The organism is Streptomyces sp. NPDC057302, from assembly GCF_042667685.1.
In the GTDB taxonomy this organism is placed as follows: Bacteria; Actinomycetota; Actinomycetes; order Streptomycetales; family Streptomycetaceae; genus Streptomyces.
This window is the reverse complement of record NZ_JBHUZJ010000081.1, coordinates 1-26,336: the sequence shown is the minus strand read 5'-3', so window position 1 is coordinate 26,336 and position 26,336 is coordinate 1. Positions and strand designations below refer to the sequence as shown.

The following is a 26,336-nucleotide window of genomic DNA, read 5'->3' as shown; positions in this document are numbered from 1 at the left end:
CGGCGCAGTCGGCGCTGCTCAGAGGCCGAGCAGCCAGCGCCCGCCGCCTATCAGTGAGCACAGTGAGACGGCGTGGAAGAGGAAGAGCCACATCCCCGCGGGCACGTGCGTGAGCCGGGACAGCTGGTCCGCGTCCGAGTCGCCCGCGCCGCCGCGCCTGCGCTTGGACTGCAGCTCGAAGGCGGGACGTACGCCTCCGAGGAGCAGGAACCACACCACCGCGTACGCGAAAGCCGCCTGCACCTGCGAGCTGGTGAGCCAGGAGACGAGCAGGAAGGTGCCGCCGGTGATGATCACGGTGAGGGCGCCGTACGCGTTCCGGATCATGACCAGCATCACGATGAGCAGGGCCGTCGCGAGCCACAGGAACGCCGTGATGTGTCCGGCGGCGAGCAGCGCGGCGCCGCCGAGGCCGAGCAGCGGCGGCGCGGTGTAGCCCGAGGCCGCGGTGAGGATCATGCCGAGGCCGGTGGGCTTGCCGCGCGAGACGGTGAGGCCGCTGGTGTCGGAGTGCAGCCGGATGCCGTCGAGGCGGCGCCCGGTGAGCAGGGCGACCAGGCCGTGGCCGCCCTCGTGCGCGATGGTGATCGCGTTGCGGGCTATCCGCCAGACGCCGTGCGGGATGACGACGGCGAGCGCGACGAGGCCGGTGATGATCACGAGCCACTCGTCGGGGGCGGACTGTGTGCCGAAGACCCGGTCCCAGAGGTCGGTCAGGCTGGCGTTCGCCATGCTTTCCATTGCTCGTGCCATTGTCTGGACCGGCTCCTCTGGTCGTACGGGGTCTGGCAGTCTGGCACGTATGTGCGGACGGTATGCATCGAGTCGTAGGCCCGAGGATCTCGCAGGGGTCTTTGAGATCGAGAAGTGGGAGCCGGAGGAGGCGCTGGCCCCCGATTTCAACGTGGCCCCCACCAAGGAGGTCTACGCGGTCCTGGACCGTCCACTGAAAGACGCCGATGACCCGGCTCCGGTTCGTCAGCTGCGCACGCTGAAGTGGGGCCTCGTGCCCTCCTGGGCCAAGACGCCCGAGGGCGGCGCCCGGATGATCAACGCCCGCGCCGAGACCGTCCACGAGAAGCCCTCGTACCGCAAGGCCTTCACCTCCCGCCGCTGCGTCATCCCGGCCGACGGCTACTACGAGTGGGTCACCGCGCCCGGCGAGCGGGACCTGGAGGTCGAGGGCAAGAAGAAGCGCCCCCGCAAGCAGCCGTACTTCGTGACGCCCGCCGACGGCTCGGTCTTCGCGATGGCGGGGCTCTACGAGTTCTGGCGCGACAAGACGCTCCCCGACGAGCACCCCCTGGCCTGGTGGGTGACGTGCACGGTGATCACCACGGAGGCGGAGAGCTCGCCCCTGGCGGTCGGTCCCGAGGAGGGCCCGCGCTCGCTGGCCGACATCCACCCCCGGATGCCCCTGATGCTGACCCCGGACCGCTGGGACGCGTGGCTCGATCCCTCGCGCACGGACCCCGAGGACCTGCGCACGCTCCTGGAACCGCCGCCGCACGGCCTGATGCGGGCCTACCCGGTGTCGACGGCGGTCAGCAACGTACGCAACAACGGGCCGGAGCTGCTTACGGAGCTGGAGGGCCCCGAGGAAGGCACACTCTTCTGACGTGACCAAGAGCGAGATCAAGAGCGAGACCGTCGAGACCGACGCGGGTGAGGCACGCATCACGTGGCACCCCGCCCCGAAGGGCAAGGCCCGCATGGTGCTGGCCGTCAGCCACGGCGCGGGCGGCGGCATCGAGGCCCGCGACCTCCAGGCCGTCGCCGCGGCCCTGCCCGCGCACGGCGTGACCGTAGCCCTGGTGGAGCAGCCCTGGCGGGTGGCGGGCAAGAAGCTGGCGCCCGCCCCGAAGACGCTTGACGTGGGCTGGCGCGGCCTGTGGCCCGCCGTGGCGAAGCCCGGCCTCCCGGTGATCGCGGGCGGCCGCAGCGCAGGCGCCCGCGTCGCGTGCCGCACCGCCACGGAGCTCGGCGCCGCCGCCGTACTCGCCCTCAGCTTCCCCCTGCACCCGCCGGGCAAGCCCGAGAAGTCGCGCGCGGACGAGCTGCTCGGCGCCGGTGTGCCCACCCTGGTCGTCCAGGGAGGCAACGACCCCTTCGGAAAGCCCGCCGAGTTCCCCGAAGGGACGTACGAACTCCTAGAGGTGCCTTTCGGCGACCACAGCTTCAAGACGCCCAAACGCGCCGACCTCACCGAGGCCGATGCCATGACGCTCATCACGGATGGAGTCATCCGGTGGACGGGAATGTTGGCTGCATGACCTCTGTTGTGCCGAACAGACGCTAAACGCTGTTCGTACGAGAGGAAGTCCGCCGCATGGGTTCGACCATCTGCCCGGCCCGCTCCAGCGCCTCTGACCTGGAATGGACGGTGCTGAGCGCGCCCAAGACCGCTCCTATTCGGGCGGCGGCGGGACCGGATCGTCGTCTATCCTCCGATTCGAGTGGGACTGCATTCGGTCTCACCACGTCTTTGGAGGAGGTGGGTCCGGTCACTGGGACCGACGCAGGGGCCGAGAACGGCCAGGCGGAGCGACCCGACGGAGGCGCTGAGACGTCGGCGGAGCGCACCGCCCGCTTCGAGCGGGACGCCTTGGGCTTCCTCGACCAGATGTACTCGGCGGCGCTGCGCATGACGCGCAACCCGGCGGACGCGGAGGACCTGGTGCAGGAGACCTACGCCAAGGCGTACGCGTCGTTCCACCAGTTCCGTGAGGGCACCAACCTCAAGGCGTGGCTGTACCGCATCCTCACCAACACGTTCATCAACTCGTACCGCAAGAAGCAGCGCGAGCCCCAGCGCAGCGCCGCCGAGGAGATCGAGGACTGGCAGCTCGCGCGCGCCGAGTCGCACATGTCCACAGGTCTGCGCTCGGCCGAGTCGCAGGCGCTCGATCACCTGCCGGACTCGGACGTGAAGTCCGCCCTGCAGGCGATCCCCGAGGAATTCCGCATCGCCGTCTATCTGGCCGATGTAGAGGGCTTTGCGTACAAGGAGATCGCGGACATTATGGGGACACCCATCGGTACGGTGATGTCCCGGTTGCACCGCGGCCGTCGCCAACTGCGCGGCATGCTCGAGGACTACGCCCGTGACCGCGGCCTCGTCCCCGCCGGCGCCGCGTCAGAGTCGTCGAACGAAGCGAAAGGCTCAGGCTCATGAGCTGCGGAGAGCCGCACGAGACGGATTGCAGTGAAGTCCTGGACCATCTCTATGAGTTCCTGGACCACGAGATGCCGGACAGCGACTGCACCAAGTTCGAGACGCACTTCGAGGAGTGCTCCCCGTGCCTGGAGAAGTACGGCCTTGAGCAGGCCGTCAAGAAGCTGGTGAAGCGCTGCTGCGGCCAGGACGACGTCCCCACCGACCTGCGCGCCAAGGTCATGGGACGCATCGATCTGATCCGCTCGGGCGAGGCCGTGCCCGAGCACGACGTGACGGTGGAGACGGTGACCGCCGAGGGCGGCGTCTCGGCCAAGGGCCTGCGGGCCAAGGAGGCCTGAGCTTCCGGAAGTTGAACAGGGGCAGGCCGTGACGGAATCCGTCACGGCCTGCTTTTTCATGCCCACCATCACTCATACGTGCCAATTTCCGCGAGGGGGGCTCGGAGCGGGGGGTAGCCGTTCTAGTCTCCGGACCTTGGAACGTGGCCTCTGGGGACGGTCACGGGGGAGCCTGCGAAGCCATCGGGGGAGGAGACAGTGCCATGCGGTCCATCGCTCCGTGGGCGCGCGCCTACATCCTGTGCGTCGTCCTCGCCGGCGCCGCCTGCGCCGCGCCCGCGCTGACCTCGCGCACGCCGTGGGGCGCGGTCGTGCTGCTCGGCGCGCTCTATGCCGGGTGCGAGCAGGTCTCGCGGTGCCGTGTCATCGGCCGCCGCGCGGGGGCGCCCCCGGGTGGCCTGGGGACCTTCTTCCCCGTGCTGCTCGCCGCCGTCTTCCTGGTGCCGCCCGCTGCCGCCGCGCTCGTCGCGGTGCCCGGCGCGCTGCTCGCCCGCGTCGAGCGACGCCCCAGGTGGGTGCGTAAGGTCTGGCGCGCGGCTCAGATCGCCCTGGCCGCCTGCGCCTCGGCGTGGGTGCACGGAGCGCTCGGCGGGCGCGAGGCGGTGGCCGCGCCCGACTTTCCGTACGCCCTCGCGCCCGCCGGAGCGGCCGTCCTCGCCTTCTCCTTCGTACTGACCGTCCTGGACGGCGGCATCCTGGCCACCGCGGAACGGGTGCCGGTGCGGACCGCGTGGCGGGGGCTCTTCCTGCGGTCGTTCGCGCCGGTCGCCGTGCACGGCCTCGCCGGTCTGATGATGGCCGTCCTGTGGCGCAGTCCGTACGGGCCGCTCGCGGCTCTCCTCGTGCTGCTTCCGATGGGGGTCTCCTGCTGGGTCTTCGCGCAGTACCACCGCGAGCGCGCCGCCCACCAGGCCACGATCCGGGCGCTCGTGCAGGCCGTCGACATCAAGGACCGCTACACCCGCGGGCACAGCGAGCGCGTCGGCCGGGCCTCCGTGATGATCGCGCGGGAGCTCGGCATGACGGACGAGCGGGTGGAGAGCCTGCGGTTCGCCGGGATCCTGCACGACGTCGGCAAACTCGGCGTACCGACCCGGCTGCTGCGCAAGGACGGGCCGCTGACCCCGCAGGAGCGGCGGATCATCGAACTGCATCCCGAGTACGGGCACGAGATGGTGCGCGGGATCGGCTTCCTGGGGGAGGCGCGGGCGGCGATCCTGCACCACCACGAGCGGATCGACGGGAGCGGGTACCCCTACGGGCTCGTGGGGCGGCAGATCCCTGAGTTCGCGCGGGTGGTGGCGGTCGCGGACGCGTTCGACGCGATGACGTCCACGCGGTCCTACCGGCGGGGACGGCCCGTCGCCGCCGCTGTGGCCGAGCTGTCCCGGTGCGCGGGGGCGCAGTTCGATCCCGTGATGGTTGCCGCGTTGCGGCGGGCTCTTGATCGGCACGGGTGGCATCCGGAGGTGACAGCCGACGTCGCCTCGGTGCCGTTCCCCCGGAACGGAGCGTCCGGTGTTCCCGCGGAGCCGGTGCCCGGGGCGGGAGCGCGGTGAGCGCCGAACGCCTGCCCACGACGGTGACGGTGTTCGTGTACGGCGCCGCCGGCGTCCTCACCCTCCTCGCCCTCGGCTGGACCCTCTGGCACGGCGTGGCCGAAGGCGGGGTCGCGCTGGCCTTCGGGGGGCTTGTCGCCGTGGGGGAGCTGGCCCGGTGGGGGGCAGGGGGCAGCGACCGGGAGCCCGCGCCGCTCGGGGCCGCGGGGGCGCTCGCGTACGCGCTGCTCGGAGAGGTCGGGGGGCGGACCACGCACCACGGGGCGTTCCAGGTGATCGCCGTCGTCGTCGCGGCGGCGCTCGTCGGGGCCGTGCCGCACGTGGCGCTCGGCAGGGGGCCCGCCCTCGATCACGTGGCCCGGCGGGTGCTGACCGTCGGGTTCGCCGCCGCGTGCTTCCAACCGCTCTACAACGCGGGCAAGTTGGGGGAGTGGGTGGGGCAGGGGCCCGCCTTCGCCGTCGTCATAGCGGCGCTGCTGGTCCTGACCGCCCTGTGCGACGCCGTGCTCGCCGCGGCCATGGCCCACGCCCGGACCCGCTGGCCCTTCGGACCGCTCCTGCGCGACGAGCTGCGGGCCATGCTCGGCATCGGGTCCGCCGTCTGCGCCACCGGGGCCGTCATGGCGCTCGCGGTGGCCGTGGCGGGGCTCTGGGCGCTGCCGGTGTTCAGCCTGCCGCTGCTCCTGACCCAGCTGTCGTTCGGGCGGTACGCGGCGGTGCGGACCACCTACCGGCAGACCATCACCTCGCTCGCCCGGTCCACCGAGATCGCCGGATACACCCCGCAGGGCCACGCCCGCCGCGTGGCCGGGCTCAGCAGGGCCGTCGGGCGTGAGCTGGGGCTCTCCGCGCCGGACCTCGCCGTCCTGGAGTACGCGGCCCTGATGCACGACATCGGGCAGCTCTCCCTCCTGGACCCCGTGCCCGCGGGCGCCACCGCGGCCCTGCCGGACGCCGAACAGCGGCGGATCGCCCTGCTCGGGGGCGCCGTCGTGCGTCAGACGGGGGTGAACGGCGACGTCGCCGTGGTCGTGGAGCGGCAGGCCGACCCGTACCGCGACCAGCCCCTCACCGCCCGTATCGTCCGCGCCGCCAACGCGTACGACGAGATGGCCAGGGGAGAAGGTCCTGGAGGCCCTCTCAACGCCCTGGAGCGGCTGCGGCTGGGCACCGGCCGCGACTACCAGCCCGAAGTCGTGGAAGCCCTGGCCCGGGTGCTCGCGCGAGGCGGTCATAGCTTGCCGTCGGCTGGGTAACCCATGGGTAATGAGCGGCCGTCCGACCGTACGTGGTTGGATGCAAAGAGGCCCTCAGGGCACATCGGAACGCAGGACTCAAGGACCGGCAGGCGGGAATCGTGAGGATCTTCGGCAAGGGACGGCACCGGCCCTCCGCCTCATGGCGGCAGGCCACCGACCGCGCCTTCACGCTGATCGGCGACGGGCGGTACGAGGACGCGGGCGCGCTCCTTACCCGTGCGGCGGATCTGGAGCCGTGGCTCTCGGAGTCCTGGTTCAACCTCGCGCTGCTCCACAAGTTCCGGCACGACTGGGAGCAGGCGCGGGCCGCGGGTCTGCGGGCCGTCGCGCTGCTCGACCGGTCGGCGGGAGCCCCCGACTGGTGGAACGTGGGCATCGCCGCCACCGCGTTGCAGGACTGGCCCCTCGCCCGGCGCGCCTGGCAGGCGTACGGCCTGAAGGTGCCCGGCGGTGTGGCCGCCTCCGGTGAGCCCACCGGCATGGACCTGGGCAGCGCCGCCGTGCGGCTCTCGCCCGAGGGTGAGGCCGAGGTCGTGTGGGGGCGCAGGCTGGACCCCGCGCGGATCGAGGTGCTCTCCATTCCGCTGCCCTCGTCCGGGCGCCGCTGGGGCGAGGTCGTGCTGCACGACGGCGTCCCGCACGGCGAGCGGACGACGGGGGCGGGCGACTCGTATCCCGTCTTCGACGAGATCGAGCTGTGGGCGCCGTCACCGGTCCCGACCTGGGTGGTCCTCCTGGAGGCCGCCACCGAGGACGACCGGGACGCCCTGGAGAAGCTCGCCGCGGACGCGGGCTTCGCCGCCGAGGACTGGTCGTCGTCCGTGCGGCTGCTGTGCCGCATGTGCTCCGAGAGCCGCATGCCGAGCGACGAGGGCGACGGCGAGCACCTGGACCCGCACGACCACAGCGAACCGGGTCATCCAGGACCGCTGGGCCACCGCAGCCCCGGCGCCCTGTGGGTGCCCGAGCGCGAGTGCGGCATCGCGGCGCCCGCCGCCCTGGTGCGCGGACTGCTCGACGGCTGGGTCGCGGACAGCCCGGACTCCCGTGACTGGCGGGATCTGGAAGAGGTCTGCTGACTCCTGGCCGTAGGCTGTACCGGCACTATCTCTTGTGGGTTCCCAGGAAGGCGTACGTCGGACAATGGCGCAGGACACTGAGCAGCAGGCCTCGGGCGGGGTCCTCCCCGTCGACGACGAGGGCTTCGTCATCGACACGGAGGACTGCGACGAGCGGGAGACGGCCCACCGCGAGCGCGGCACGTCCCGGCCCATCACGGTCGTCGGCAACCCTGTGCTGCACAAGGAGTGCAAGGACGTCACCGCCTTCGACGACGAGCTCGCGCAGCTCGTCGCCGACATGTTCGCCAGCCAGCGGACCGCCGAGGGCGTGGGCCTTGCCGCCAACCAGATCGGCGTCGACCTGAAGGTCTTCGTCTACGACTGCCTGGACGACGAGGGCCGCCGCCACGTCGGCGCGGTCTGCAACCCGGTGCTGCGCGACGTGCCCGCCGACCGGCGCCAGCTGGACGAGTCGAACGAGGGCTGCCTCTCCGTGCCCACGGCCTACGCCGAGCTGGCACGCCCGGACTACGCCGAGGTGACCGGCCAGGACGAGAAGGGCAACCCCATCAAGGTGCGGGGCACCGGCTACTTCTCGCGCTGCCTCCAGCACGAGACGGACCACCTGTACGGCTACCTCTACATCGACCGCCTGTCCAAGCGTGATCGCAAGGACGCGCTGCGGCAGATGGAAGAGGGCACACCGCGCTACCCCGTCGTGTCGAACGACTGAGTCCACTCCAGATCCACTCCAGGCACGCGCGCACCGCGAGCCACCTGCGGCCCCTGCTCGGGAACTCCCTCCCGGACAGGGGCCGTTCGCATGCGCCGGTCGGCCACCGGTCAGCTGTGCGAGCAAAACAGGCTTGTGATGATCCATATTCAGTCACGTACGGGGATTTTCTCGGCACTGGGGGGTAGTGAATGGCGCAAATCTGTTCCCTGAACGGTCAGTTGTGGTGCTGAATGGAAAGCGCGGGGATACGCAACGGCGCGCGCCCGGTACGGCGGGAGGGGCGTGCGTCCCCAGGCGGCTGAGAGGGGCTTGTTCGTGCCTGCATATTCATATGGCACTTCACCGACGAAGCCACAGACACCGGGGGTATCCGTGCCACCGGCGCTGGCGCTCCCGGTGATCGAGGCAGATTTTCCACGACGACTGCATCCGTATTGGCCGGAGCTTCAGGAGAAGTCCAGGACATGGCTGCGCGAAATGCGCCTCATGCCCCCGGACAAGGTCGAGCGGTACGCCGACAGCCTGTGCTACACCGACCTGGTCGCCGGCTACTACATTGGTGCGCCCGACGAGTTGCTCAGCGCGATAGCCGACCTCAGCAGTTGGTTCTTCGCGTGGGACGACCGGCACGACCGCGACTCCGTGCACGGCAGGGCGACGCAGTGGCGCCGCCTGTGCCGCGGGCTCCACGAGACGCTCCGGGCACCCCGGCAGCAACTGCACCACCGCGATCCCCTGGTGGCGGGGTTCGCGGACTGCGTCCTGAGGCTGTACTCGCACCTCGGGGCCAGCTGGAACGCCCGGTTCGCCCGGCATTTCCACAGCGTGATCGAGGCGTACGACCTGGAGTTCAGGAACCGCAGGACCGGCACGGTCCCGACGGTCGAGGCCTACATCGAGCTGCGCAGGCTGACCTTCGCCCACTGGACGTGGATCGACCTGCTCGAACCCACGGCGCGCCACGAACTGCCGCGGGACGTGCGGAAGCATCCGGCATACCGGCGGGCCGCGCTCGCCACGCAGGACTTCTCCGCCTGGTACAACGACCTGTGCTCACTCCCCAAAGAACTCGCGGGAGATGAACTGCACAATCTCGGAATCAGTCTGATCCAGCACGAGGGACTTTCTCTCGAAGAGGCCGTGGCGGAAGTCCACCGGCGGGTCGTCGGCTGCATTTCGGATTTCCTCGCGGCAGAGAAAGAAGTGCTGAATCTCGCCGGGAGATTGGCCGACGGGAGCGCGCACGGACAGGAACTCTCGGACGCGGTGGAGTCCTGCGTCTTCAATATGCGGAACTGGTTCTCTTCCGTGTACTGGTTCCACCACGAATCCGGCCGCTACCGGGTGGACAGCTGGGACGACAGGTCCATTCCCCCGTACGTGAGCGACGCCGGAATGCACGACATGGCCGAAACCGAATTGGTTGGTGAGGAATGAGCGTCGAATCCGCGATACCCGCGACAACTCCACCGCTCGTCAGTGGCGGCGCCCCGCTCATCGGGCACGCCTGGAACCTGGTGCGCGACCCGCTCGGCTTCCTCGGCGCGCTGCGGGACCACGGCGATCTCGTACGCATCAGGCTGGGACCCAAGACGGCGTACGCGGTCTGCGACCCGGAGCTGGTCGGGCAGCTCCTGAGGAGCCCCGACTACATCGTCGGGGGGCCGCTCTGGGACACCCTGGAGGTGCTTCTCGGCAAGGGGGTGGCGACCAGCAACGGCAAGGTGCACCGGCGCCAGCGGCGCATGATGCAGCCCGCGTTCCGTCCCGAGCGGATCGCCGACTACGCCAAGGTGATGGAGGAGGAGGCCCGTACGACGGCCGCGCGCTGGCGGCCGGGCGACACGGTCGACATCAACGCGGAGATGTTCCGCACCGCCGTGCGCGTCGTGTCCCGCTCGCTCCTGGAGGTCGACGCGATCGGGGAGAAGGCGGACCGCATCGCCGACTCGCTGCACACCGTCTTCGAGGGGCTCTACCGCAGGATGGTCCTGTCGGTCGGGCCGCTGTACCGCGTGCCGACCCAGGGCAACCGGCGCTTCCAGAGCGCGCTCGCCGATCTGCACGCGGTGGTCGACGAGATCGTCGCCGAAGGCAGGGCGGCCGGTGCGAGCAAGGACGACCTGTTGGCCGAAATGCTGCGGGCGCACGATGAATCAGGGCAGCCGCTCGGCGATCAGGAGATCCACGACCACGTGATCTCGCTCGTCGTGGCGGGTGCCGAGAATATCGCGTCGACCCTGGCGTGGACGTTCCATCTCCTGGCCGAACACCCCGAGCAGGAAAGGCGATTGGTTGAAGAAGTAAATGCTGTCGCGCCGGACCGGGAGATCACATTCGCCGACCTCAAGGACCTGCCGCACACGCGGAATGTCGTCACCGAGGCCATGCGTATACAACCCGCGGCCTGGATATTCACGCGCCGGTCGGTAGGGGAAACCACGCTGGGTGGCTATCGCATTCCGGCCAACGCCGACATCGTCTACAGCGTGTACGCGATGCAGCGCGATCCGCGTTCCTTCGAGCAGCATCTTCGGTTCGACCCGGACCGCTGGAATCCGGAACGGGCGCAAGACGTACCGGAGTTCGCGATGATGCCGTTCGGCACCGGTAACCGCAAGTGCCCGGGAGACCATTTCAGCCTCGCGGAACTGGCCATCATCCTGGCGACGGTCGCCCCGAAGTGGCATCTGGCGCCGGTCGCGGAGACCGACGCCGACACGAAGATCGGGATCACCCTGCAGCCGAAGAAGCTGGTTCTGCGGGCCGAGCGGCGCTGCTGACCGCAGGACCGCGGAAGGTGCGGCGGTAGGCGTTCGGTGTGGTGCCGAGCGCCCGCAGGAACTGGTGGCGCATCGCCGCGGCGTTGCCGAAACCGGCACGTCCGGCGATGGCGTCCACCGTCTCGCCCGACCCTTCGAGCAACTCCTGCGCCAGGAGCACCCGTTGGCGCAGGAGCCAGCGGTAGGGCGTGGTGCCCGTCTCCTGCTGGAAGCGGCGCGCGAAGGTGCGCGGCGACATGTGCGCGCGCTCGGCGAGCAGCTCGACGGTGATGTCCGTGTCCAGATGGCGCTCCATCCAGGCGAGCACCCCGCCCACCGTGTCGCACGCGGCGCGCGGCAGCGGGCGCTCCACGAACTGGGCCTGTCCGCCGTCGCGATGGGGCGGTACGACCATGCGCCGGGCGATGGCGTTGGCGACCTCGATGCCGTGCTCCTGGCGCACGATGTGCAGGCAGGCGTCGATCCCGGCGGCGGTCCCCGCCGACGTGACGACCGGGCCCTCGTCCACGTACAGCACGTCGGGCTCGACCCGGGCCCGCGGATGGCGCACCGCGAGCTCCGTGGAGTGCCGCCAGTGCACGGCGCACCGGCGGCCGTCGAGCAGCCCCGCGGCGCCGAGCACGAAGACCCCGGAGCAGACGGAGAGGACGCGTGCCCCGCGGCCCACCGCACGGCGCAGGGCGGCCAGCAGCTCCTCGGGGTAGGTGCGGTCCACGAAGGCCTGGCCCGCGGGCACGGCGATGAGATCGGCCTCTTCCAGCCGGTCCAGGCCGTACGCAGTGGTGATCGTGAACCCCGCGTGATTGCCCAGGGGTCCCTCCTCCGCGGCGACCACCGCGAAGTCGTACACCGGAAGACCCGCGTCGCTCCGGTCGAGGCCGAACACCTCGCAGACGACGCCGAGTTCGAAGGGATTCACGCCGTCGAGCAGTACGACGGCCACGTTCCTCAGCATGGCTGCCAGTGTGCCGCAGGACTGGCAGTAAGTCGATGGTGTGTGGCAGTCCTGCCACTGACGCTTCCGTCCGGCGCGCAGGACAGTAAGGACATGAACGCAATCACCGATTACGCGACCGTCCTGACCGTCCTCCTCCTCCTTGCCGCACCCTCGCTCGTCGGGTACGTCCACGAGCGCCGGATCGACCGCGAGCTGCGGGAGGCGGCGTCCGCCCCCTCCCGCGGCCCGGCGCGGCTAGAACTCGTCGTCGAAGGAGACCGAACCCTCGACCGCGACCTGGTAGGCCGAAGGACGCCGCTCGAAGAAGTTGGTCAGCTCCTGGACTCCCTGGAGTTCCATGAACGAGAACGGGTTTGAGGAGCCGTAGACCGGCGCGAACCCGAGCCGCTGGAGCCGCTGGTCGGCGACGCACTGGAGGTACTCGCGCATGGAGTCGGTGTTCATGCCGGGCAGGCCCTCACCGCACAGGTCGCGCGCGAACTGCAGCTCGGCCTCGACGGCCTCCTTGAGCATGTCCGTGACCTGCGTCTGCAGCGCGTCGTCGAAGAGCTCCGGCTCCTCCTTGCGGACGGTGTCCACGACGTCGAAGGCGAAGCTCATGTGCATCGTCTCGTCGCGGAAGACCCAGTTCGTGCCGGTCGCGAGGCCGTGCAGCAGACCGCGCGAGCGGAACCAGTAGACGTACGCGAAGGCACCGTAGAAGAAGAGTCCCTCGATGCACGCGGCGAAGCAGATCAGGTTCAGCAGGAAGCGGCGCCGGTCGGACTTGCTCTCCAGTTGGTCCATCTTCTCGACGGAGTCCATCCAGCGGAAGCAGAACTCCGCCTTCTCGCGGATGGAGGGGATCTCCTCGACCGCGTCGAAGGCCGCCGCGCGGTCCGCCGGGTCGGGGAGATAGGTGTCGAGCAGCGTCAGATAGAACTGGACGTGCACGGCCTCCTCGAAGAGCTGGCGGCTCAGGTAGAGCCGGGCCTCGGGGGAGTTGATGTGCTTGTAGAGCGTCAGCACCAGGTTGTTGGAGACGATCGAGTCGCCGGTCGCGAAGAACGCGACCAGGCGGCCGATCATGTGCTGCTCGCCGGGCGAGAGCTTGGCGAGGTCGGAGACGTCCGAGTGGAGGTCGACCTCCTCGACGGTCCAGGTGTTCTTGATCGCGTCCCGGTAGCGCTCGTAGAAGTCGGGGTAGCGCATCGGGCGCAGGGTGAGCTCGAAGCCCGGGTCGAGGAGGTTCTTCTCGGCGTTGGTGGTGCTGGACATTACTGGCAGGCCTCGCAGGACTCGGGGTTTTCCAGGGAGCAGGCGACGGCGTCTTCGTCGGCCGTGGCCTGGGCGGGTACGGGGGCGGCGGCCTCGGTGCGGCCCGCCGCGGCGCGGGCGATCCGGGTCGCCGGGCGCGAACGCAGGTAGTACGTGGTCTTCAGACCCTGCTGCCAGGCGTACGCGTACATCGAGGAGAGCTTGCCGATGGTCGGCGTCTCCAGGAACAGGTTCAGGGACTGCGCCTGGTCCAGGAACGGCGTGCGCGCGGCGGCCATGTCGATCAGGCCGCGCTGCGGGATCTCCCACGCGGTGCGGTAGAGCTCGCGCACATCGGCGGGGATCCAGCTGAAGCCCTGCACGGAGCCGCTGGCCTCGCGCAGCGCCTCGCGGGTCTGCGCGTCCCAGACGCCGAGCCGTTTGAGCTCCTGCACCAGGTAGGCGTTGACCTGGAGGAACTCGCCGGACAGCGTCTCGCGCTTGAAGAGGTTGGAGACCTGCGGCTCGATGCACTCGTACACGCCCGCGATGGACGCGATCGTGGCGGTGGGCGCGATCGCGAGAAGCAGCGAGTTGCGCATGCCGGTCACGGCGATACGTTCCCGCAGCGCGGCCCAGCGCTCCGGCCAGGTCAGCTCGACGCCGTAGTGGTCGGGGTGCAGGACGCCGCGCGCGGTGCGGGTCTTCTCCCAGGCGGGGACGGGTCCGTTGCGCTCGGCTAGGTCGGCGGACGCCTCGTACGCGGCGAGCATGATCCGCTCGGCGATGCGCGTCGAGAGGGCGCGCGCGGCAGGGGAGTCGAAGGGCAGCTTCAGCTGGAAGAAGACGTCCTGCAGACCCATCGCGCCCAGGCCCACCGGACGCCACCTGGCGTTCGAACGGCCGGCCTGCTCGGTCGGGTAGAAGTTGATGTCGACCACGCGGTCGAGGAACGTGACGGCGGTGCGTACGGTCTCGTCGAGCCGCTCCCAGTCGATGTCACCCGCGGCGGTGTCCACGAAGGCGCCGAGGTTCACCGAACCCAGGTTGCAGACGGCCGTCTCCCCGTCGTCCGTCACCTCCAGGATCTCCGTGCAGAGGTTGGAGGAGTGGACCGTGTGGCCGGGCTCCGCCGTCTGGTTGGCGGTGCGGTTGGCGGCGTCCTTGAACGTCATCCAGCCGTTGCCGGTCTGCGCCAGGGTGCGCATCATGCGGCCGTACAGGTCGCGGGCCGGGATGGTCTTGCGGGCGAGCCCGGCGGCCTCGGCCTTGCGGTACGCGGCGTCGAACTCGTCGCCCCACAGGTCGACGAGCTCGGGCACGTCGGCGGGGGAGAACAGCGACCAGTCCTGGCTCGCGGCGACCCGGCGCATGAACTCGTCCGGGATCCAGTGCGCGAGGTTGAGATTGTGCGTGCGCCGCTGGTCCTCGCCCGTGTTGTCGCGCAGCTCCAGGAACTCCTCGATGTCGGAGTGCCACGTCTCCAGGTAGACCGCGGCGGCGCCCTTGCGCCGGCCGCCCTGGTTCACGGCGGCGACGGAGGCGTCCAGGGTCTTGAGGAACGGCACGATGCCGTTGGAGTGGCCGTTCGTGCCGCGGATCAGCGAACCGCGGGCGCGGATGCGGGAGTACGAGAGGCCGATGCCGCCCGCGTGCTTGGAGAGGCGCGCGACCTGGTGGTAGCGGTCGTAGATGGAGTCCAGCTCGTCCAGCGGGGAGTCGAGGAGGTAGCAGGAGGACATCTGCGGGTGCCGGGTGCCGGAGTTGAAGAGCGTCGGCGAGGACGGCAGGTAGTCCAGGCGGCTCATCAGGCGGTACAGGGAGGCGACTTCGTCCACCGCGCGCAGGCTCCCGTCCTCCGCCAGGCCGCTCGCGACGCGCAGCATGAAGTGCTGCGGGGTCTCGATGACCTGCCGGGTGATCGGGTGGCGAAGCAGATAGCGGCTGTGCAGGGTGCGCAGGCCGAAGTAGCCGAAGCGGAAGTCCGCGCCGTCCTGGAGGGCGTCCTGGACGAGAGCGTCCAGGTGTTCGGCGTGGTCGACGACGAACGCGGCGGTGCGGTCCGCGATCAGGCCCTCGCGGTGCCCCACGGCGACCGAGTCGGAGAAGGAGCGCACGCCCTGCGACGCGGCCTCGTCACGGATGCTGAGGCTGAGGAGCCTGGCCGCGAGCTGCGAGTACGTCGGGTCCTCGGAGATGAGCCCCGCGGCGGCCTCGGTCGCCAGCTCCCGCAGCTCCGCTGTGCTCTCTGCGTCCCCCCTGGCCGAGCGGCCACGCAGCGCGGCGGCCGCGACTCTGCCGGGGTCGGCGTCGGGGAGGTCGGCGGTGAGGTCGGTCAGGGTACGCAGCAGCGCGGTTCCTGGGCCGTCGGCGGTCTGCTGACCGTCGGTGGTCTGCGCTGACGCAGGTTCGGCTGGCGCGATGGTCACGGAGCACTCCCTCGCTCGGCTCGGAGCCTCGGGGAGGGGAGGAGTGACACACGGGGGCGCCCAGGGCAGGGCTGCGCTCCGCGTCCACCAGCCCATTCCACGAGGCCCGGACGTCGTTGGCACCCGGACCGGTCGGAACGGGCGCGCTGCCGACAGGTCTTCGGACTAGAGAGCACGACAAATGCGTACTCATACACCGTTGCGGGACAGTTCCGGACTTGCACCGGATTCCCCTGCGGCGACAGCGAGCACGAGCATACATCTTGTGCTGGCTCTGAGTGGCAGCCCCATATCTTGTGTCGGGGTGCGTCGCAGTGCATGAGAACGGGCCGCCGGATTCCTCCGGCGGCCCGTGTGGCGTACGTAGCGGGACGTACGTGGCGGAAGGGTCAGTGCCCGCCCGGCGCCCCCACCGTGGCCGGCGGCAGGTCCTCCACGACGCCCGGGTCGCCCGCGTCCGCGGTGTAGTCCCCGGGAGAGGTCTCGTCGATGCCGTCAGGGGCCTTCACGGCGCGCAGGACGAACGTCATGACCACGGTGACCACCACGTTCAGGACGAACGCCGTGAGGCCGATGTAGCCGATCTCGCCGATGCCGGGGATCTCGTCGGACGAGCCGCCGAAGTGCTTCTGCGTCGGCGAGGCGACCCCGTACGCGGCGACCGTTCCGTAGACCATGCCGACCGCCCAGCCCGCGAGCAGCGCCCACCGGTGGAACCACCGCGTGAACAGGCCGCCGACCAGTGCGGGCATGGTCTGCAGGATCCAGATGCCGCCCAGGAGCTGGAAGTTGATCGCGACCGTCTTGTCCATGGTGAGGACGAAGGCCAGCGCGCCGACCTTCACCAGGAGCGAGACCAGCTTGGAGATCTTCATCTCCTGTGCGGGTGTCGCGTCCGGCTTGAGGAAGTCCTTGTAGATGTTCCTGGTGAAGAGATTCGCTGCCGCGATCGACATGATGGCGGCCGGTACGAGCGCGCCGATGCCGATCGCCGCGAACGCGACGCCGGTGAACCAGTCCGGGAACATCGTCTCGAACAGCTGCGGGATCGCCAGCTGCCCGTTCTCCACCTTGACCCCGGCCGCGATCGCCATGAAGCCGAGCAGCGCCAGCAGGCCCAGCATCAGCGAGTAGAGCGGCAGGATCGTGGTGTTGCGGCGGATCACGTTGCGGCTCTTGGAGGAGAGCGTCGCCGTGATCGAGTGCGGGTACATGAACAGCGCGAGCGCGGAGCCGAGCGCGAGCGTGGCGTAGGTCCACTGCCCCGTGTGGCCCGGCGCGAGGCCCGCGACGGGCTTGCCCGCCGCCTCGTTCGCCGACGAGAACTTGTCGTTCGCCGCCTGGAAGATCTCGTCGAAGCCGCCGAGCTTGATCGGGATGTAGATGATCGCGACGGCGATCACGAGGTAGATCAGACCGTCCTTCACGAACGCGATCAGCGCGGGGGCGCGCAGACCCGACGAGTACGTGTACGCGGCGAGCACCGCGAACGCGATCAGGAGCGGCAGGTCCTTGACGAACCAGTTGGTGTCCGGACCGCCGCCGACGCCCATGACGTCGAGCACGGCCTGGATGCCGACCAGTTGGAGCGCGATGTACGGCATCGTGGCGAGGATGCCGGTGACCGCGACGGCGAGCGAGAGCCCCTTGGAGCCGAAGCGCCCGCGCACGAAGTCCGAGGTCGTCACGTACCCGTGCTTGTGCGAGACCGACCACAGGCGCGGCAGGAAGGTGAAGATCAGCGGGTAGACGAGGATCGTGTACGGCACCGCGAAGAAGCCGGCCGCGCCCGCCGCGTAGATCGCCGCCGGGACGGCGACGAAGGTGTACGCGGTGTAGAGGTCGCCGCCGAGCAGGAACCACGTGACCCAGGTGCCGAACGAGCGGCCTCCCAGGCCCCATTCGTCCAGGCTCTCGGTCTCGGCCTTGCGCCAGCGCGCGGCCAGGAAGCCCATCGCCGTGACGGCGGCGAAGAAGAAGATGAAGACGGCGAGGGCGATGCCGTTGACGCCGCCCGTGTCCGCTGCGAGCTCGTTCATCGGGTCGCACCCCCCTGGGCCTGCTCGGCCTTGCGGGCGCGCTGGTCACGCTGCCACAGTTTGTAGGCGATCATGGTGAGAACGGTGGATATGAGCACCCACAGCATCTGGTACCAGTAGAAGAACGGGATGCCGATGAAGGTCGGTTCGACCTTCGCGTAGGAGCCCACCCAGAGCATCGCCACGAACGGCGCGACGAGACAGAGGGCAATGACCACGCGGACCGGCGTGATCACCGGTCTGCTCACTTCAGGCGCATCTGACACTTCGCGGCTCCGCTCCCTCGCTTATCCCACCTTTAACGTGCGGGAAATCTAGGCGAGAGGATTGATCTATGGAACCCCCGTCCGGATACCGGACGGGTCGCGATGCCCTCGTCGTACCTGCTCAGCAGCAGCGGAACCCCTGTCGGGGGTCGGACTCCTGCCGGTCCGTCCGCATTCGCTCGAACTCCCTCCGGGAGGGCACGGATGCCCCGGGATGCGTCTTGCGCGTGTGCGCGACATAACGGTCGTACGCGGACTCGTCGGTCAACTCCCGCGCGTACCACCGCACCCAGCGCAGCCCGCGCAGCACCCACGTCATGACGGGACCTGCGCGTCGTCGGAAGCCTCCGTCTTCGCCGCCGCCAGTTCCGCCTTCTCCTGCGGGGTCGCGATGAGCCCGGCGGGCGCGGTCAGCTTCGACTCGACGTACTCCGCCTCGCTCAGCCTGGACGAGCGCGGGTCGCGGACGTGCTTCACGCAGATGCGGGCCGCGTCCGCGATCACGACGACGATGAGCAGGGCGAGCGCGGCCGACAGGACGCCGTCCACCGTGGAGTTGGTGACGACGGTGTGCATGTCGTCCATGGACTTGGCGGGCGGCAGGATCTTTCCGTCGTCGATCGCGTCCTGGTAGATCGAGCGCTGTTTGAAGAAGCCGACGCGCGGATCGCTGGAGAACACCTTCTGCCAGCTCGCGGTGAGCGTGACCGTGGCGTCCCAGACCAGCGGAACGCCGGTGATCCAGGCCCACTTGAGGCGTCCCGACTTCACCAGGAGCGTCGTGCAGACGGCGAGCGCGACCGCCGCGAGGAGCTGGTTGGAGATGCCGAAGATCGGGAAGAGCTGGTTGATCCCGCCGAGCGGCTCGTGCACGCCCACCCACAGGAAGTAGCCCCACAGGCCGGTGACGACCGCGCTCGTGATGATGAGTCCGGGCTTCCAGCTGACCCTCTTGAAGGGCTTGTAGACGTTCCCGAGCATGTCCTGGAGCATGAAGCGGCCCACGCGCGTGCCCGCGTCGAGCGCGGTCAGGATGAACAGCGCCTCAAACATGATCGCGAAGTGGTACCAGAACGCCTTCATGGAGCCGCCGGTGACCTTCGAGAAGATCTCGGAGACGCCGACCGCGAGCGTGGGAGCGCCGCCGGTGCGCGAGAGCAGCGAGGACTCCTCGACGTTCTTGGCGGCCTGCGCCAGGTCCTCGGGGGAGATGGAGTACCCGAAGCCCGCGACCGCCTGGGACGCGGCCTGGACGTTGTCCCCGATGACGCCCGCGGGCGCGTTCATCGCGAAGTAGAGCCCCGGATCGATGATGCTCGCGGCGACGAGCGCCATGACCGCGACCGCCGACTCCATCAGCATGGAGCCGTAGCCGATCATCCGGATCTGCGTCTCCTTCTGGACCATCTTCGGCGTCGTGCCCGAGGAGATCAGCGCGTGGAAGCCGGAGAGGGCCCCGCAGGCGATGGTGATGAAGACGAAGGGGAAGAGCGATCCCGCGAAGACGGGGCCGTCGCCGCGCGAGGCGAAGTCGGTTACCGGGTCCATCTTCAGCGTCGGCAGCGTGACGACGACGCCGATCGCGAGCAGCAGGATCGTGCCGATCTTCATGAACGTGGAGAGGTAGTCGCGCGGCGCGAGCAGCATCCACACCGGCAGGATCGAGGCGATGAATCCGTACGCCACCAGCCAGATCACCAGCGTCGACGGCGCGAGCGTGAAGGTGTCGGCCAGCGACGACTCGGCGACCCAGCGCCCGGCGACGAGCGCGAGAAGCAGCAGCGTGATCCCGATGAGGGAGACCTCGCTGACCCGCCCTGGGCGCAGGATGCGCAGGTAGAAGCCCATGAACAGCGCGATCGGGATGGTCATCGCGATGGAGAAGGTGCCCCACGGCGAGTCGGCGAGCGCGTTGACGACGACGAGCGCGAGCACCCCGAGCAGGATGATCATGATGGCGAAGGCGGCGAGCAGCGCGGCGGCCCCGCCGAAGGGGCCGATCTCCTCGCGCGCCATCTGGCCCAGCGACTTGCCGTCACGCCGCGTGGAGAAGAAGAGGACGACCATGTCCTGCACGGCACCGGCGAAGATCACGCCGACGATGATCCAGATCGTGCCCGGCAAGTACCCCATCTGCGCGGCCAGTACGGGCCCGACCAGGGGGCCCGCGCCCGCGATCGCCGCGAAGTGGTGGCCGAGCAGGACGCGGCGGTCGGTCGGGTGGAAGTCGATGCCGTTGTCGAGGCGCTCGGCCGGGGTGGCCCGGTTCTTGTCGACCTTCAGGACGCGGTCGACGATGAACTTGGAGTAGAAGCGATAGGCGATGGCGTACGAGCCGAGAGCCGCGGCCACCATCCAGGCGGCCGACACCTCCTCGTCGCGCGAGAGCGCGAGCACGGCCCAGCCCGCGGCGCCCACCAGCGCGACGAGGGTCCAGATGACGATGGATCGGGGATTCGCTGTGCGCACCGGGTCGTCCTCCCGTTCATCATGCGATGACGGGAGGAACGTAGAGCAGCAGGGGGACCCCGCGCCAGACCCCGGAAGGGGGTTGGTCCCCGGGGAGGCGGGTCAGTCCGTGGGGCGCTTGAGGCGTGCCACGAATTTGTAGCGGTCGCCGCGGTAGACCGAACGCACCCATTCCACCGGCTGGCCGCCGCCGTCCAGGGAGTGCCGCGACAGGAGCAGCATCGGCAGGCCCACGTCCGTGCCGAGCAGGCCGGCCTCGCGCGGGGTCGCCAGGGAGGTCTCGATGGTCTCCTCGGCCTCCGCGAGGTGGACGTCGTACACCTCGGCGAGTGCCGTGTAGAGGGAGGTGTACTTGACCAGGGAGCGGCGCAGGGCCGGGAAGCGCTTGGCCGAGAGGTGCGTGGTCTCGATGGCCATCGCCTCGCCGTTGGCCAGGCGCAGCCGCTCGATCCGGAGCACCCGGCCGCCCGCGCTGATGTCGAGCAGCCCGGCGAGGGTGTCGTCGGCGGTGATGTACCCGATGTCCAGGAGCTGGGAGGTGGGTTCGAGGCCCTGCGCCCGCATGTCCTCGGTGTACGAGGTGAGTTGGAGGGCCTGGGAGACCTTGGGCTTGGCCACGAAGGTGCCCTTGCCCTGGATCCGCTCCAGGCGACCCTCGACGACCAGCTCCTGGAGGGCCTGGCGGACCGTCGTGCGGGAGGTGTCGAACTCGGCGGCCAGCGTGCGCTCCGGGGGGACCGGGGTGCCGGGCGGCAGGGTCTCCGTCATGTCGAGCAAGTGGCGCTTCAGGCGGTAGTACTTGGGCACGCGCGCGGTGCGGCCGACGCTCGGGGGCGCACCCGCGTCGGTTCCTGAACTGGCCGCCTCTGTGCCCATGGTCTGCCTTCCCGGCTCCTGTGCTGCTGCCGTCACCGGCTCCTCCGTCTGTCGCGGCTCACATGGTGGCACGTACCGGGCTGAGCTAACCGTGCTCGCTCAGGTGTCGGTCCGATAACGGACCTGACAGCCCTTCTTATACACCCTTGACACCCCTAAAGGTCTAGGCCAAGCTCCCCGTACTGGTCTACACCATTAAAGACCAGGTTCCAGTCCCACGGGCAGATCTCGGTCCATTTGGTCGCTGCGGGTGGGGGGTTGACTGGCATCCCTTGAGGAGGGTGACGTGAAGCGCAAGCTCATAGCGGCCATCGGTGTCGCTGGCATGTTGGTCTCGATCGCGGCCTGTGGCAGCGACGACAGTGACGACAAGAAGGCCGGAGCGGACGGCTTCAAGGGGGAGACCCTGACGCTCTGGGCGATGGACGGCTCCACGCCCGCCGGCTGGACCAAGGACGTCAAGGCCGCCTTCGAGAAGAAGACCGGCGCCAAGCTGAAGCTCGAAGTCCAGCAGTGGAACGGCATCCAGCAGAAGCTGACCACCGCCCTCTCCGAGGAGAACCCGCCGGACGTCTTCGAGATCGGCAACACCCAGACCGCCGCGTACGCCAAGACCGGCGGCCTCGCCGAACTGGGCGACCTCAAGTCGGGGCTCGGCGCCGACTGGACCGAGTCGATCAACAAGTCCTCGGTCGTGGACGGCAAGCAGTACGCGGCCCCGTGGTTCGTCCTGAACCGCGTGGTGATCTACAACAAGAAGGTCTGGGCCGACGCCGGCATCAAGGAGACCCCCAAGACCCGCGCCGAGTTCCTCAAGGACCTCAAGGCGATCGACTCCAAGACGGACGCCGAGCCGATCTACCTGCCGGGCCAGAACTGGTACCACTTCGTCGGCCTGACCATCGGTGAGGGCGCCGAGCTGGTCAAGAAGGACGGCGACAAGTACGTCTCCAACCTGACCGACCCCAAGGTCGCCAAGGCCATGAAGACGTACAAGGAGTTCGCGGACCTCTCCAAGGCCCCCAAGAACAAGGACGAGGCCACCCCGCAGCAGGCCGAGGTCTTCGCCAAGGGCAAGACCGGCGCCTTCATCGGCATGAGCTGGGAGGCCGCGACCGCGATCGAGGCCAGCAAGGACAAGAAGTTCAAGGACAACATCGGCTACTTCACCATCCCCGGTGCGACGGCCGACAAGCCCGAGGGCGTCTTCCTGGGCGGCTCGAACCTCGCCGTCGCCGCGACCAGCAAGAAGCAGGAGCTCGCCAAGGAGTTCCTGAAGATCGCGCTGAACGACAAGTTCGAGGGTGCGCTCGCCAAGGAAGGCGGCGTCATCCCGAACAAGCAGGCCCTGGAGGCCCAGCTCAAGGGCAACCCGGCAGCCGAGGCCATGGCCCCCGCCACCGCCGGCGGCGGCACGACCCCGCTGATCCCGGAGTGGGCCGCGGTGGAGAACCCGCCGAACCCGATCAAGAACTACATGACCGCGGTGCTGAACGGTAAGTCGAACGACGCCGCCGCCAAGCAGGTCGAGGGCGAGCTCAACAAGCGCCTGTCGCAGAAGCAGTAAGGACGCGCTCCTGCCGGGGACTCCGGGCCCGGGGTGACTTCCGCCCCCGGGCCCGCTGCCCCGGCACAGCGCTGCGTTCCGCGATGCCCACGAAAGAGATGGCGAGCATGACCGTGCAGACCGAACGGCCGCCCACCGGCCCGCCGGACGTCCTGAAAACGGACGGACGGCCGGGAGATCCGGGCAAGCCCCGCGAGCGTGCCCGGTCGCTCGCCCCCTATCTGCTCCTGCTTCCCGCGATCGCGGCCACGCTCGTGTTCCTCGGCTGGCCGCTGATCAACAACGCGATGCTGTCGTTCCAGAACCTCAACATGAGGCAGTTCATCCTCCACCTCACGGAGTGGAACGGGATCGACAACTTCAAGGAGGTCCTCACCGGAGAGGACTTCTGGCGGGTCACCGGCCGCTCGATCGCGTTCACCGCGGTCAATGTCGTCCTGATCATGGTGATCGGCACCCTGGTGGGCCTGCTGCTCGCCCGGCTCGGCAAGCGGATGCGGACGTTCCTCCTGGTCGGGCTCGTGCTCGCCTGGGCGATGCCGGTCATCGCGGCGACGACCGTCTACCAGTGGCTGTTCGCCCAGCGCTTCGGCGTCGTCAACTGGGTCCTGGACAAGGCCGGCTGGCACTCGATGGCCGACTACGACTGGATGGGCAGCCAGATGTCCACGTTCTTCGTGGTCATCTTCCTGATCGTCTGGATGTCGATCCCCTTCGTGGCGATCAACCTGTACGCCGCGACGACGGTGATCCCCAAGGAGCTCTACGAGGCCGCGTCGCTCGACGGCGCCGGCGCCTGGAAGCGCTTCACGAACGTCACGCTGCCCTACCTGCGGCCCTTCCTCTACGCGACGACGTTCCTGGAGATCATCTGGGTCTTCAAGGCGTTCGCGCAGGTCATGGCGCTCAACGAAGGCGGCCCGGACCGGCTCACCGAGATCCTGCCCGTCTACGCCTACATCGAGGGCATGGGCAACCAGCACTTCGGCATGGGCGCGGCGATCGCGCTGCTCACCATCGTGATCCTGCTGGCCCTGACCGCCTTCTACCTGCGGATCGTGCTCAAGCAAGAGGAGGACGAGCTGTGAACCGCACCGCTTCGTCGAAGTCGTCGCGGCCGGCGCGGCCGACGCGTTCGGCACGTTCGTCGGGTTCTTCAATGGCCCGCCGCATCTGGCCCAACGCGGTCGCCGTCGTACTCTTCATCGGCTTCGTCTTCCCCGTCTACTGGATGTTCGCCACGGCCTTCAAGCCGACCGGCGACATCATCAGCGAGGACCCGGTGTGGGTCCCGACCGACGTGACGTTCGAGCACTTCAAGACGGCCGTGAACGCCGACCACTTCTGGACGATGGTCGGTAACTCCCTCACCGTCACGCTGCTCGCCGTGGTCTTCTCGCTGATCATCGGCCTGGCGTCGGCCTTCGCGCTGGCCCGGATGCGGTTCAAGGGCCGCAAGGGCTTCATCATCGGCTTCATGCTGGCGCAGATGGCGCCCTGGGAAGTCATGGTCATCGCGATCTACATCATCGTGCGCGACGCCGACATGCTGAACAGCCTCGTCCCGCTCACCCTCTTCTACATGGTGATGATCCTGCCCTTCACGCTCCTGACGCTGCGCGGCTTCGTCGCCGCGGTGCCGCGCGAGCTGGAGGAGTCGGCGATGGTGGACGGCTGTTCACGGATGCAGGCGTTCCGGCGGGTGATCCTGCCGCTGCTCGCGCCGGGCCTGATGTCAACCTCGCTCTTCGGATTCATCACCGCCTGGAACGAATTCCCGCTCGTCCTTGTCCTCAACAAGGAGGCGGAAGCCAAGACCCTGCCGGTGTGGCTCTCCGGTTTCCAGACCGCATTCGGCGACGACTGGGGTGCCACCATGGCCGCCGCCTCGCTCTTCGCCATCCCGATCCTGGTCCTCTTCGTCTTCCTGCAGCGCAGGGCCGTCAGCGGTCTGACCGACGGCGCCGTGAAGGGATAACACGCCATATGACGACACTCACCAGCCCCACCGACACCTTGACCCGTGACGCCCTGACCGTCCTGCAGCCCGGCTTCGTCGGCACCAGCGCGCCGGACTGGCTGCTGCGCAGGATCGGTGAAGGCCTCGCCTCGGTCGGCCTGTTCGGCCGCAACATCGCCTCGCCCGAACAACTGGCCGCCCTTACGGCCCAGTTGCGTGCCGAGCGCGACGACGTCCTGGTCGCCATCGACGAGGAGGGCGGTGACGTGACCCGCCTGGAGGTCCGCTCCGGCTCCTCCTTCCCCGGCAACCACGCGCTCGGGGCGGTCGACGACACGGCGCTGACCCGTGACGTGGCCGCCGAGCTGGGCCGCAGGCTCGCCGCGTGCGGCGTCAACCTCAACTGGGCGCCGTCCGCCGACGTCAACTCCAACCCGGACAATCCCGTCATCGGCGTACGGTCCTTCGGCGCGGATCCGCTCCTGGTGGCCCGGCACACCGCCGCGTACGTCGAGGGCCTGCAGTCCGCGGGCGTCGCCGCCTGCACCAAGCACTTCCCGGGGCACGGCGACACCGCGGTCGACTCGCACCTCGACGTGCCGCGCATCGGGGTGGACCCCGAGGTGCTGCGGGCGCGCGATCTCGCGCCGTTCCGGGCCGCGATCGCCGCGGGCTCGCGCGCCGTGATGAGCGCGCACATCCTCGTCCCGTCCCTGGACGCCGAATACCCGGCGACGCTCTCGCGCCGCATCCTGACGGGCATCCTGCGCGAGGAACTGAACTACGACGGCCTGATCGTCACGGACGGCATGGAGATGCAGGCCATCTCCGCCACCTACGGCATCGAGCGCGGCAGCGTCCTCGCCATCGCCGCCGGCGCCGACGCGATCTGCGTGGGCGGCGGCCTCGCGGACGACGAGACGGTGCTGCGCCTGCGGGACGCGCTGATCGCGGCCGTACGCACGGGTGAACTGTCCGAGGAACGTCTCGCCGATGCGGCGGCGCGCGTCCGCGCGCTGGCCCACTGGACCTCGGTGTCGGGCGCGGCCGATCGTTCGGGGGGCGCGCCCGACACCGAGATCGGCCTGGTCGCGGCCCGCCGCGCCCTGACGGTCACCCGGGGCGAGTCCTACGCGGCCCCGCTCACCGAAGCTCCGTTCGTCGCCGCCTTCACCCCGATGGCCAACATCGCGGTGGGCGACGAGACGCCGTGGGGCGTGGCCGCGGAGCTGGAACGCCTGCTCCCCGGCACCCAGACGGGCAGCTTCACCGGCGCGGACGCGGGTGCGCTCGCGCTGGCCGAGGCGGGGGAGCGGCGGATCGTGGCCGTGGTCCGCGACACCCACCGCCACGCGTGGATGGCGGAGTCCCTGACCACCCTGCTCACGGCCCGCCCCGACACGATCGTGGTCGAAATGGGCGTCCCCCAGTCACCTCCGACGGGCTCCCTGCACATCGCGACGCATGGCGCGGCAAGGGTCTGCGGCCTGGCGGCGGCAGAGGTGATCACGGGAGCATAGGGGGGCGGGCGCCCCGCAAGGGGCGCGAGGAACTGCGCGCCGAGCCCCCACGCGCTCGCAGTGCGCGTACGGACAGAAAGGTGCCGGGGCGCCCCCAGCAGG

Annotated in this window: 23 protein-coding genes and 1 riboswitch; of the genes, 14 read left to right on the top strand and 9 right to left on the bottom strand. The window is 69.5% G+C overall.

What is annotated here, in order from left to right; translation table 11 throughout:
- Positions 1-18: 18 nt before the first annotated feature.
- Positions 19-741 (bottom strand): M50 family metallopeptidase, encoded by a 723-nt coding sequence (locus tag ACFUPX_RS36420; RefSeq protein WP_383332608.1) that lies wholly within the window; start codon positions 739-741, stop codon positions 19-21.
- 61 nt (positions 742-802) lie between these two features.
- Here ACFUPX_RS36420 and ACFUPX_RS36415 point away from each other — a divergent pair, with 61 nt between their 5' ends.
- The 10 genes from ACFUPX_RS36415 (at position 803) to ACFUPX_RS36370 (ending at position 10,914) form a co-directional block, all read left to right on the top strand.
- Positions 803-1,618, top strand: a complete 816-nt coding sequence (locus ACFUPX_RS36415) for an SOS response-associated peptidase (RefSeq protein ID WP_383332581.1) — start codon at positions 803-805, stop codon at positions 1,616-1,618.
- Between the two features lies 1 nt (position 1,619).
- Positions 1,620-2,273 (top strand): alpha/beta family hydrolase, encoded by a 654-nt coding sequence (locus tag ACFUPX_RS36410; protein WP_383332579.1) that lies wholly within the window; start codon positions 1,620-1,622, stop codon positions 2,271-2,273.
- A 221-nt stretch (positions 2,274-2,494) separates the two neighbouring features.
- Complete coding sequence (locus ACFUPX_RS36405) at positions 2,495-3,175, top strand: sigma-70 family RNA polymerase sigma factor (RefSeq protein ID WP_361833409.1); 681 nt, start codon at positions 2,495-2,497, stop codon at positions 3,173-3,175.
- Entirely contained in the window at positions 3,172-3,516 is a 345-nt protein-coding gene (gene rsrA / locus ACFUPX_RS36400; RefSeq protein WP_383332577.1) for a mycothiol system anti-sigma-R factor, read from the top strand. Before ACFUPX_RS36405 ends, rsrA begins: the two co-directional genes overlap by 4 nt.
- Before the next feature lie 203 nt (positions 3,517-3,719).
- Positions 3,720-5,075 (top strand): HD-GYP domain-containing protein, encoded by a 1,356-nt coding sequence (locus ACFUPX_RS36395; RefSeq protein ID WP_383332575.1) that lies wholly within the window; start codon positions 3,720-3,722, stop codon positions 5,073-5,075.
- A 23-nt stretch (positions 5,076-5,098) separates the two neighbouring features.
- Positions 5,099-6,331 carry an HD-GYP domain-containing protein gene (locus ACFUPX_RS36390; RefSeq protein WP_383332606.1) on the top strand — a complete coding sequence of 411 codons (1,233 nt, stop codon included), beginning with the start codon at positions 5,099-5,101 and terminating at the stop codon, positions 6,329-6,331.
- Positions 6,332-6,432: 101 nt separating this feature from the next.
- Entirely contained in the window at positions 6,433-7,413 is a 981-nt protein-coding gene (locus tag ACFUPX_RS36385; protein WP_351163657.1) for a hypothetical protein, read from the top strand.
- Positions 7,414-7,477: 64 nt separating this feature from the next.
- Positions 7,478-8,128 carry a peptide deformylase gene (gene def / locus ACFUPX_RS36380; RefSeq protein ID WP_383332572.1) on the top strand — a complete coding sequence of 217 codons (651 nt, stop codon included), beginning with the start codon at positions 7,478-7,480 and terminating at the stop codon, positions 8,126-8,128.
- Between the two features lie 318 nt (positions 8,129-8,446).
- Complete coding sequence (cyc1, locus tag ACFUPX_RS36375; RefSeq protein ID WP_383332570.1) at positions 8,447-9,568, top strand: epi-isozizaene synthase; 1,122 nt, start codon at positions 8,447-8,449, stop codon at positions 9,566-9,568.
- Complete coding sequence (locus ACFUPX_RS36370; protein WP_383332568.1) at positions 9,565-10,914, top strand: cytochrome P450; 1,350 nt, start codon at positions 9,565-9,567, stop codon at positions 10,912-10,914. The genes cyc1 and ACFUPX_RS36370 overlap by 4 nt, the downstream gene beginning before the upstream one ends.
- On the opposite strand, the gene ACFUPX_RS36365 is transcribed toward ACFUPX_RS36370, so the two are convergent.
- The 8 genes from ACFUPX_RS36365 to ACFUPX_RS36330 all read right to left on the bottom strand — a co-directional run bounded on the left by ACFUPX_RS36365 (position 10,865) and on the right by ACFUPX_RS36330 (position 21,187).
- Positions 10,865-11,869 carry a helix-turn-helix domain-containing protein gene (locus ACFUPX_RS36365; RefSeq protein ID WP_383332566.1) on the bottom strand — a complete coding sequence of 335 codons (1,005 nt, stop codon included), beginning with the start codon at positions 11,867-11,869 and terminating at the stop codon, positions 10,865-10,867. The two genes, ACFUPX_RS36370 and ACFUPX_RS36365, sit on opposite strands and share 50 nt — an antisense overlap.
- 237 nt (positions 11,870-12,106) lie before the next feature.
- Entirely contained in the window at positions 12,107-13,129 is a 1,023-nt protein-coding gene (locus ACFUPX_RS36360; protein WP_383332564.1) for a ribonucleotide-diphosphate reductase subunit beta, read from the bottom strand.
- A complete protein-coding gene (locus ACFUPX_RS36355) occupies positions 13,129-15,537 on the bottom strand; it encodes a ribonucleoside-diphosphate reductase subunit alpha (RefSeq protein ID WP_383332562.1) in 2,409 nt (802 codons plus the stop codon). The genes ACFUPX_RS36360 and ACFUPX_RS36355 overlap by 1 nt, the downstream gene beginning before the upstream one ends.
- Positions 15,538-15,670: 133 nt before the next feature.
- Positions 15,671-15,808, bottom strand: a riboswitch (cobalamin riboswitch).
- Between the two features lie 118 nt (positions 15,809-15,926).
- Positions 15,927-17,576, bottom strand: a complete 1,650-nt coding sequence (gene mctP, locus ACFUPX_RS36350) for a monocarboxylate uptake permease MctP (RefSeq protein ID WP_383332560.1) — start codon at positions 17,574-17,576, stop codon at positions 15,927-15,929.
- Positions 17,573-17,842: a DUF3311 domain-containing protein gene (locus ACFUPX_RS36345; protein WP_383332558.1), complete on the bottom strand. Its 270-nt coding sequence runs from the start codon at positions 17,840-17,842 to the stop codon at positions 17,573-17,575. The genes mctP and ACFUPX_RS36345 overlap by 4 nt, the downstream gene beginning before the upstream one ends.
- 121 nt (positions 17,843-17,963) lie before the next feature.
- Positions 17,964-18,161 carry a YbdD/YjiX family protein gene (locus ACFUPX_RS36340; protein WP_383332556.1) on the bottom strand — a complete coding sequence of 66 codons (198 nt, stop codon included), beginning with the start codon at positions 18,159-18,161 and terminating at the stop codon, positions 17,964-17,966.
- Complete coding sequence (locus ACFUPX_RS36335) at positions 18,158-20,311, bottom strand: carbon starvation CstA family protein (protein WP_383332554.1); 2,154 nt, start codon at positions 20,309-20,311, stop codon at positions 18,158-18,160. Before ACFUPX_RS36335 ends, ACFUPX_RS36340 begins: the two co-directional genes overlap by 4 nt.
- Before the next feature lie 102 nt (positions 20,312-20,413).
- The gene (locus ACFUPX_RS36330; protein WP_383332604.1) at positions 20,414-21,187 is read right to left on the bottom strand and encodes a GntR family transcriptional regulator; all 774 of its coding nucleotides are present in this window, start codon (positions 21,185-21,187) and stop codon (positions 20,414-20,416) included.
- A 286-nt stretch (positions 21,188-21,473) separates the two neighbouring features.
- Between ACFUPX_RS36330 and ACFUPX_RS36325 the strand changes: the two genes are divergently transcribed.
- The 4 genes from ACFUPX_RS36325 to ACFUPX_RS36310 all read left to right on the top strand — a co-directional run bounded on the left by ACFUPX_RS36325 (position 21,474) and on the right by ACFUPX_RS36310 (position 26,234).
- On the top strand, positions 21,474-22,754 hold the full coding sequence (locus ACFUPX_RS36325; protein WP_383332552.1) for an extracellular solute-binding protein: 1,281 nt from the start codon (positions 21,474-21,476) through the stop codon (positions 22,752-22,754).
- Between the two features lie 107 nt (positions 22,755-22,861).
- The gene (locus tag ACFUPX_RS36320; protein ID WP_383332550.1) at positions 22,862-23,842 is read left to right on the top strand and encodes a carbohydrate ABC transporter permease; all 981 of its coding nucleotides are present in this window, start codon (positions 22,862-22,864) and stop codon (positions 23,840-23,842) included.
- Positions 23,843-23,913: 71 nt separating this feature from the next.
- Positions 23,914-24,732, top strand: a complete 819-nt coding sequence (locus ACFUPX_RS36315; protein ID WP_383332548.1) for a carbohydrate ABC transporter permease — start codon at positions 23,914-23,916, stop codon at positions 24,730-24,732.
- A gap of 8 nt (positions 24,733-24,740) precedes the next feature.
- Positions 24,741-26,234, top strand: coding sequence for a glycoside hydrolase family 3 protein (locus tag ACFUPX_RS36310; protein ID WP_383332546.1), 1,494 nt, complete (start codon positions 24,741-24,743; stop codon positions 26,232-26,234).
- Positions 26,235-26,336: the final 102 nt, after the last annotated feature.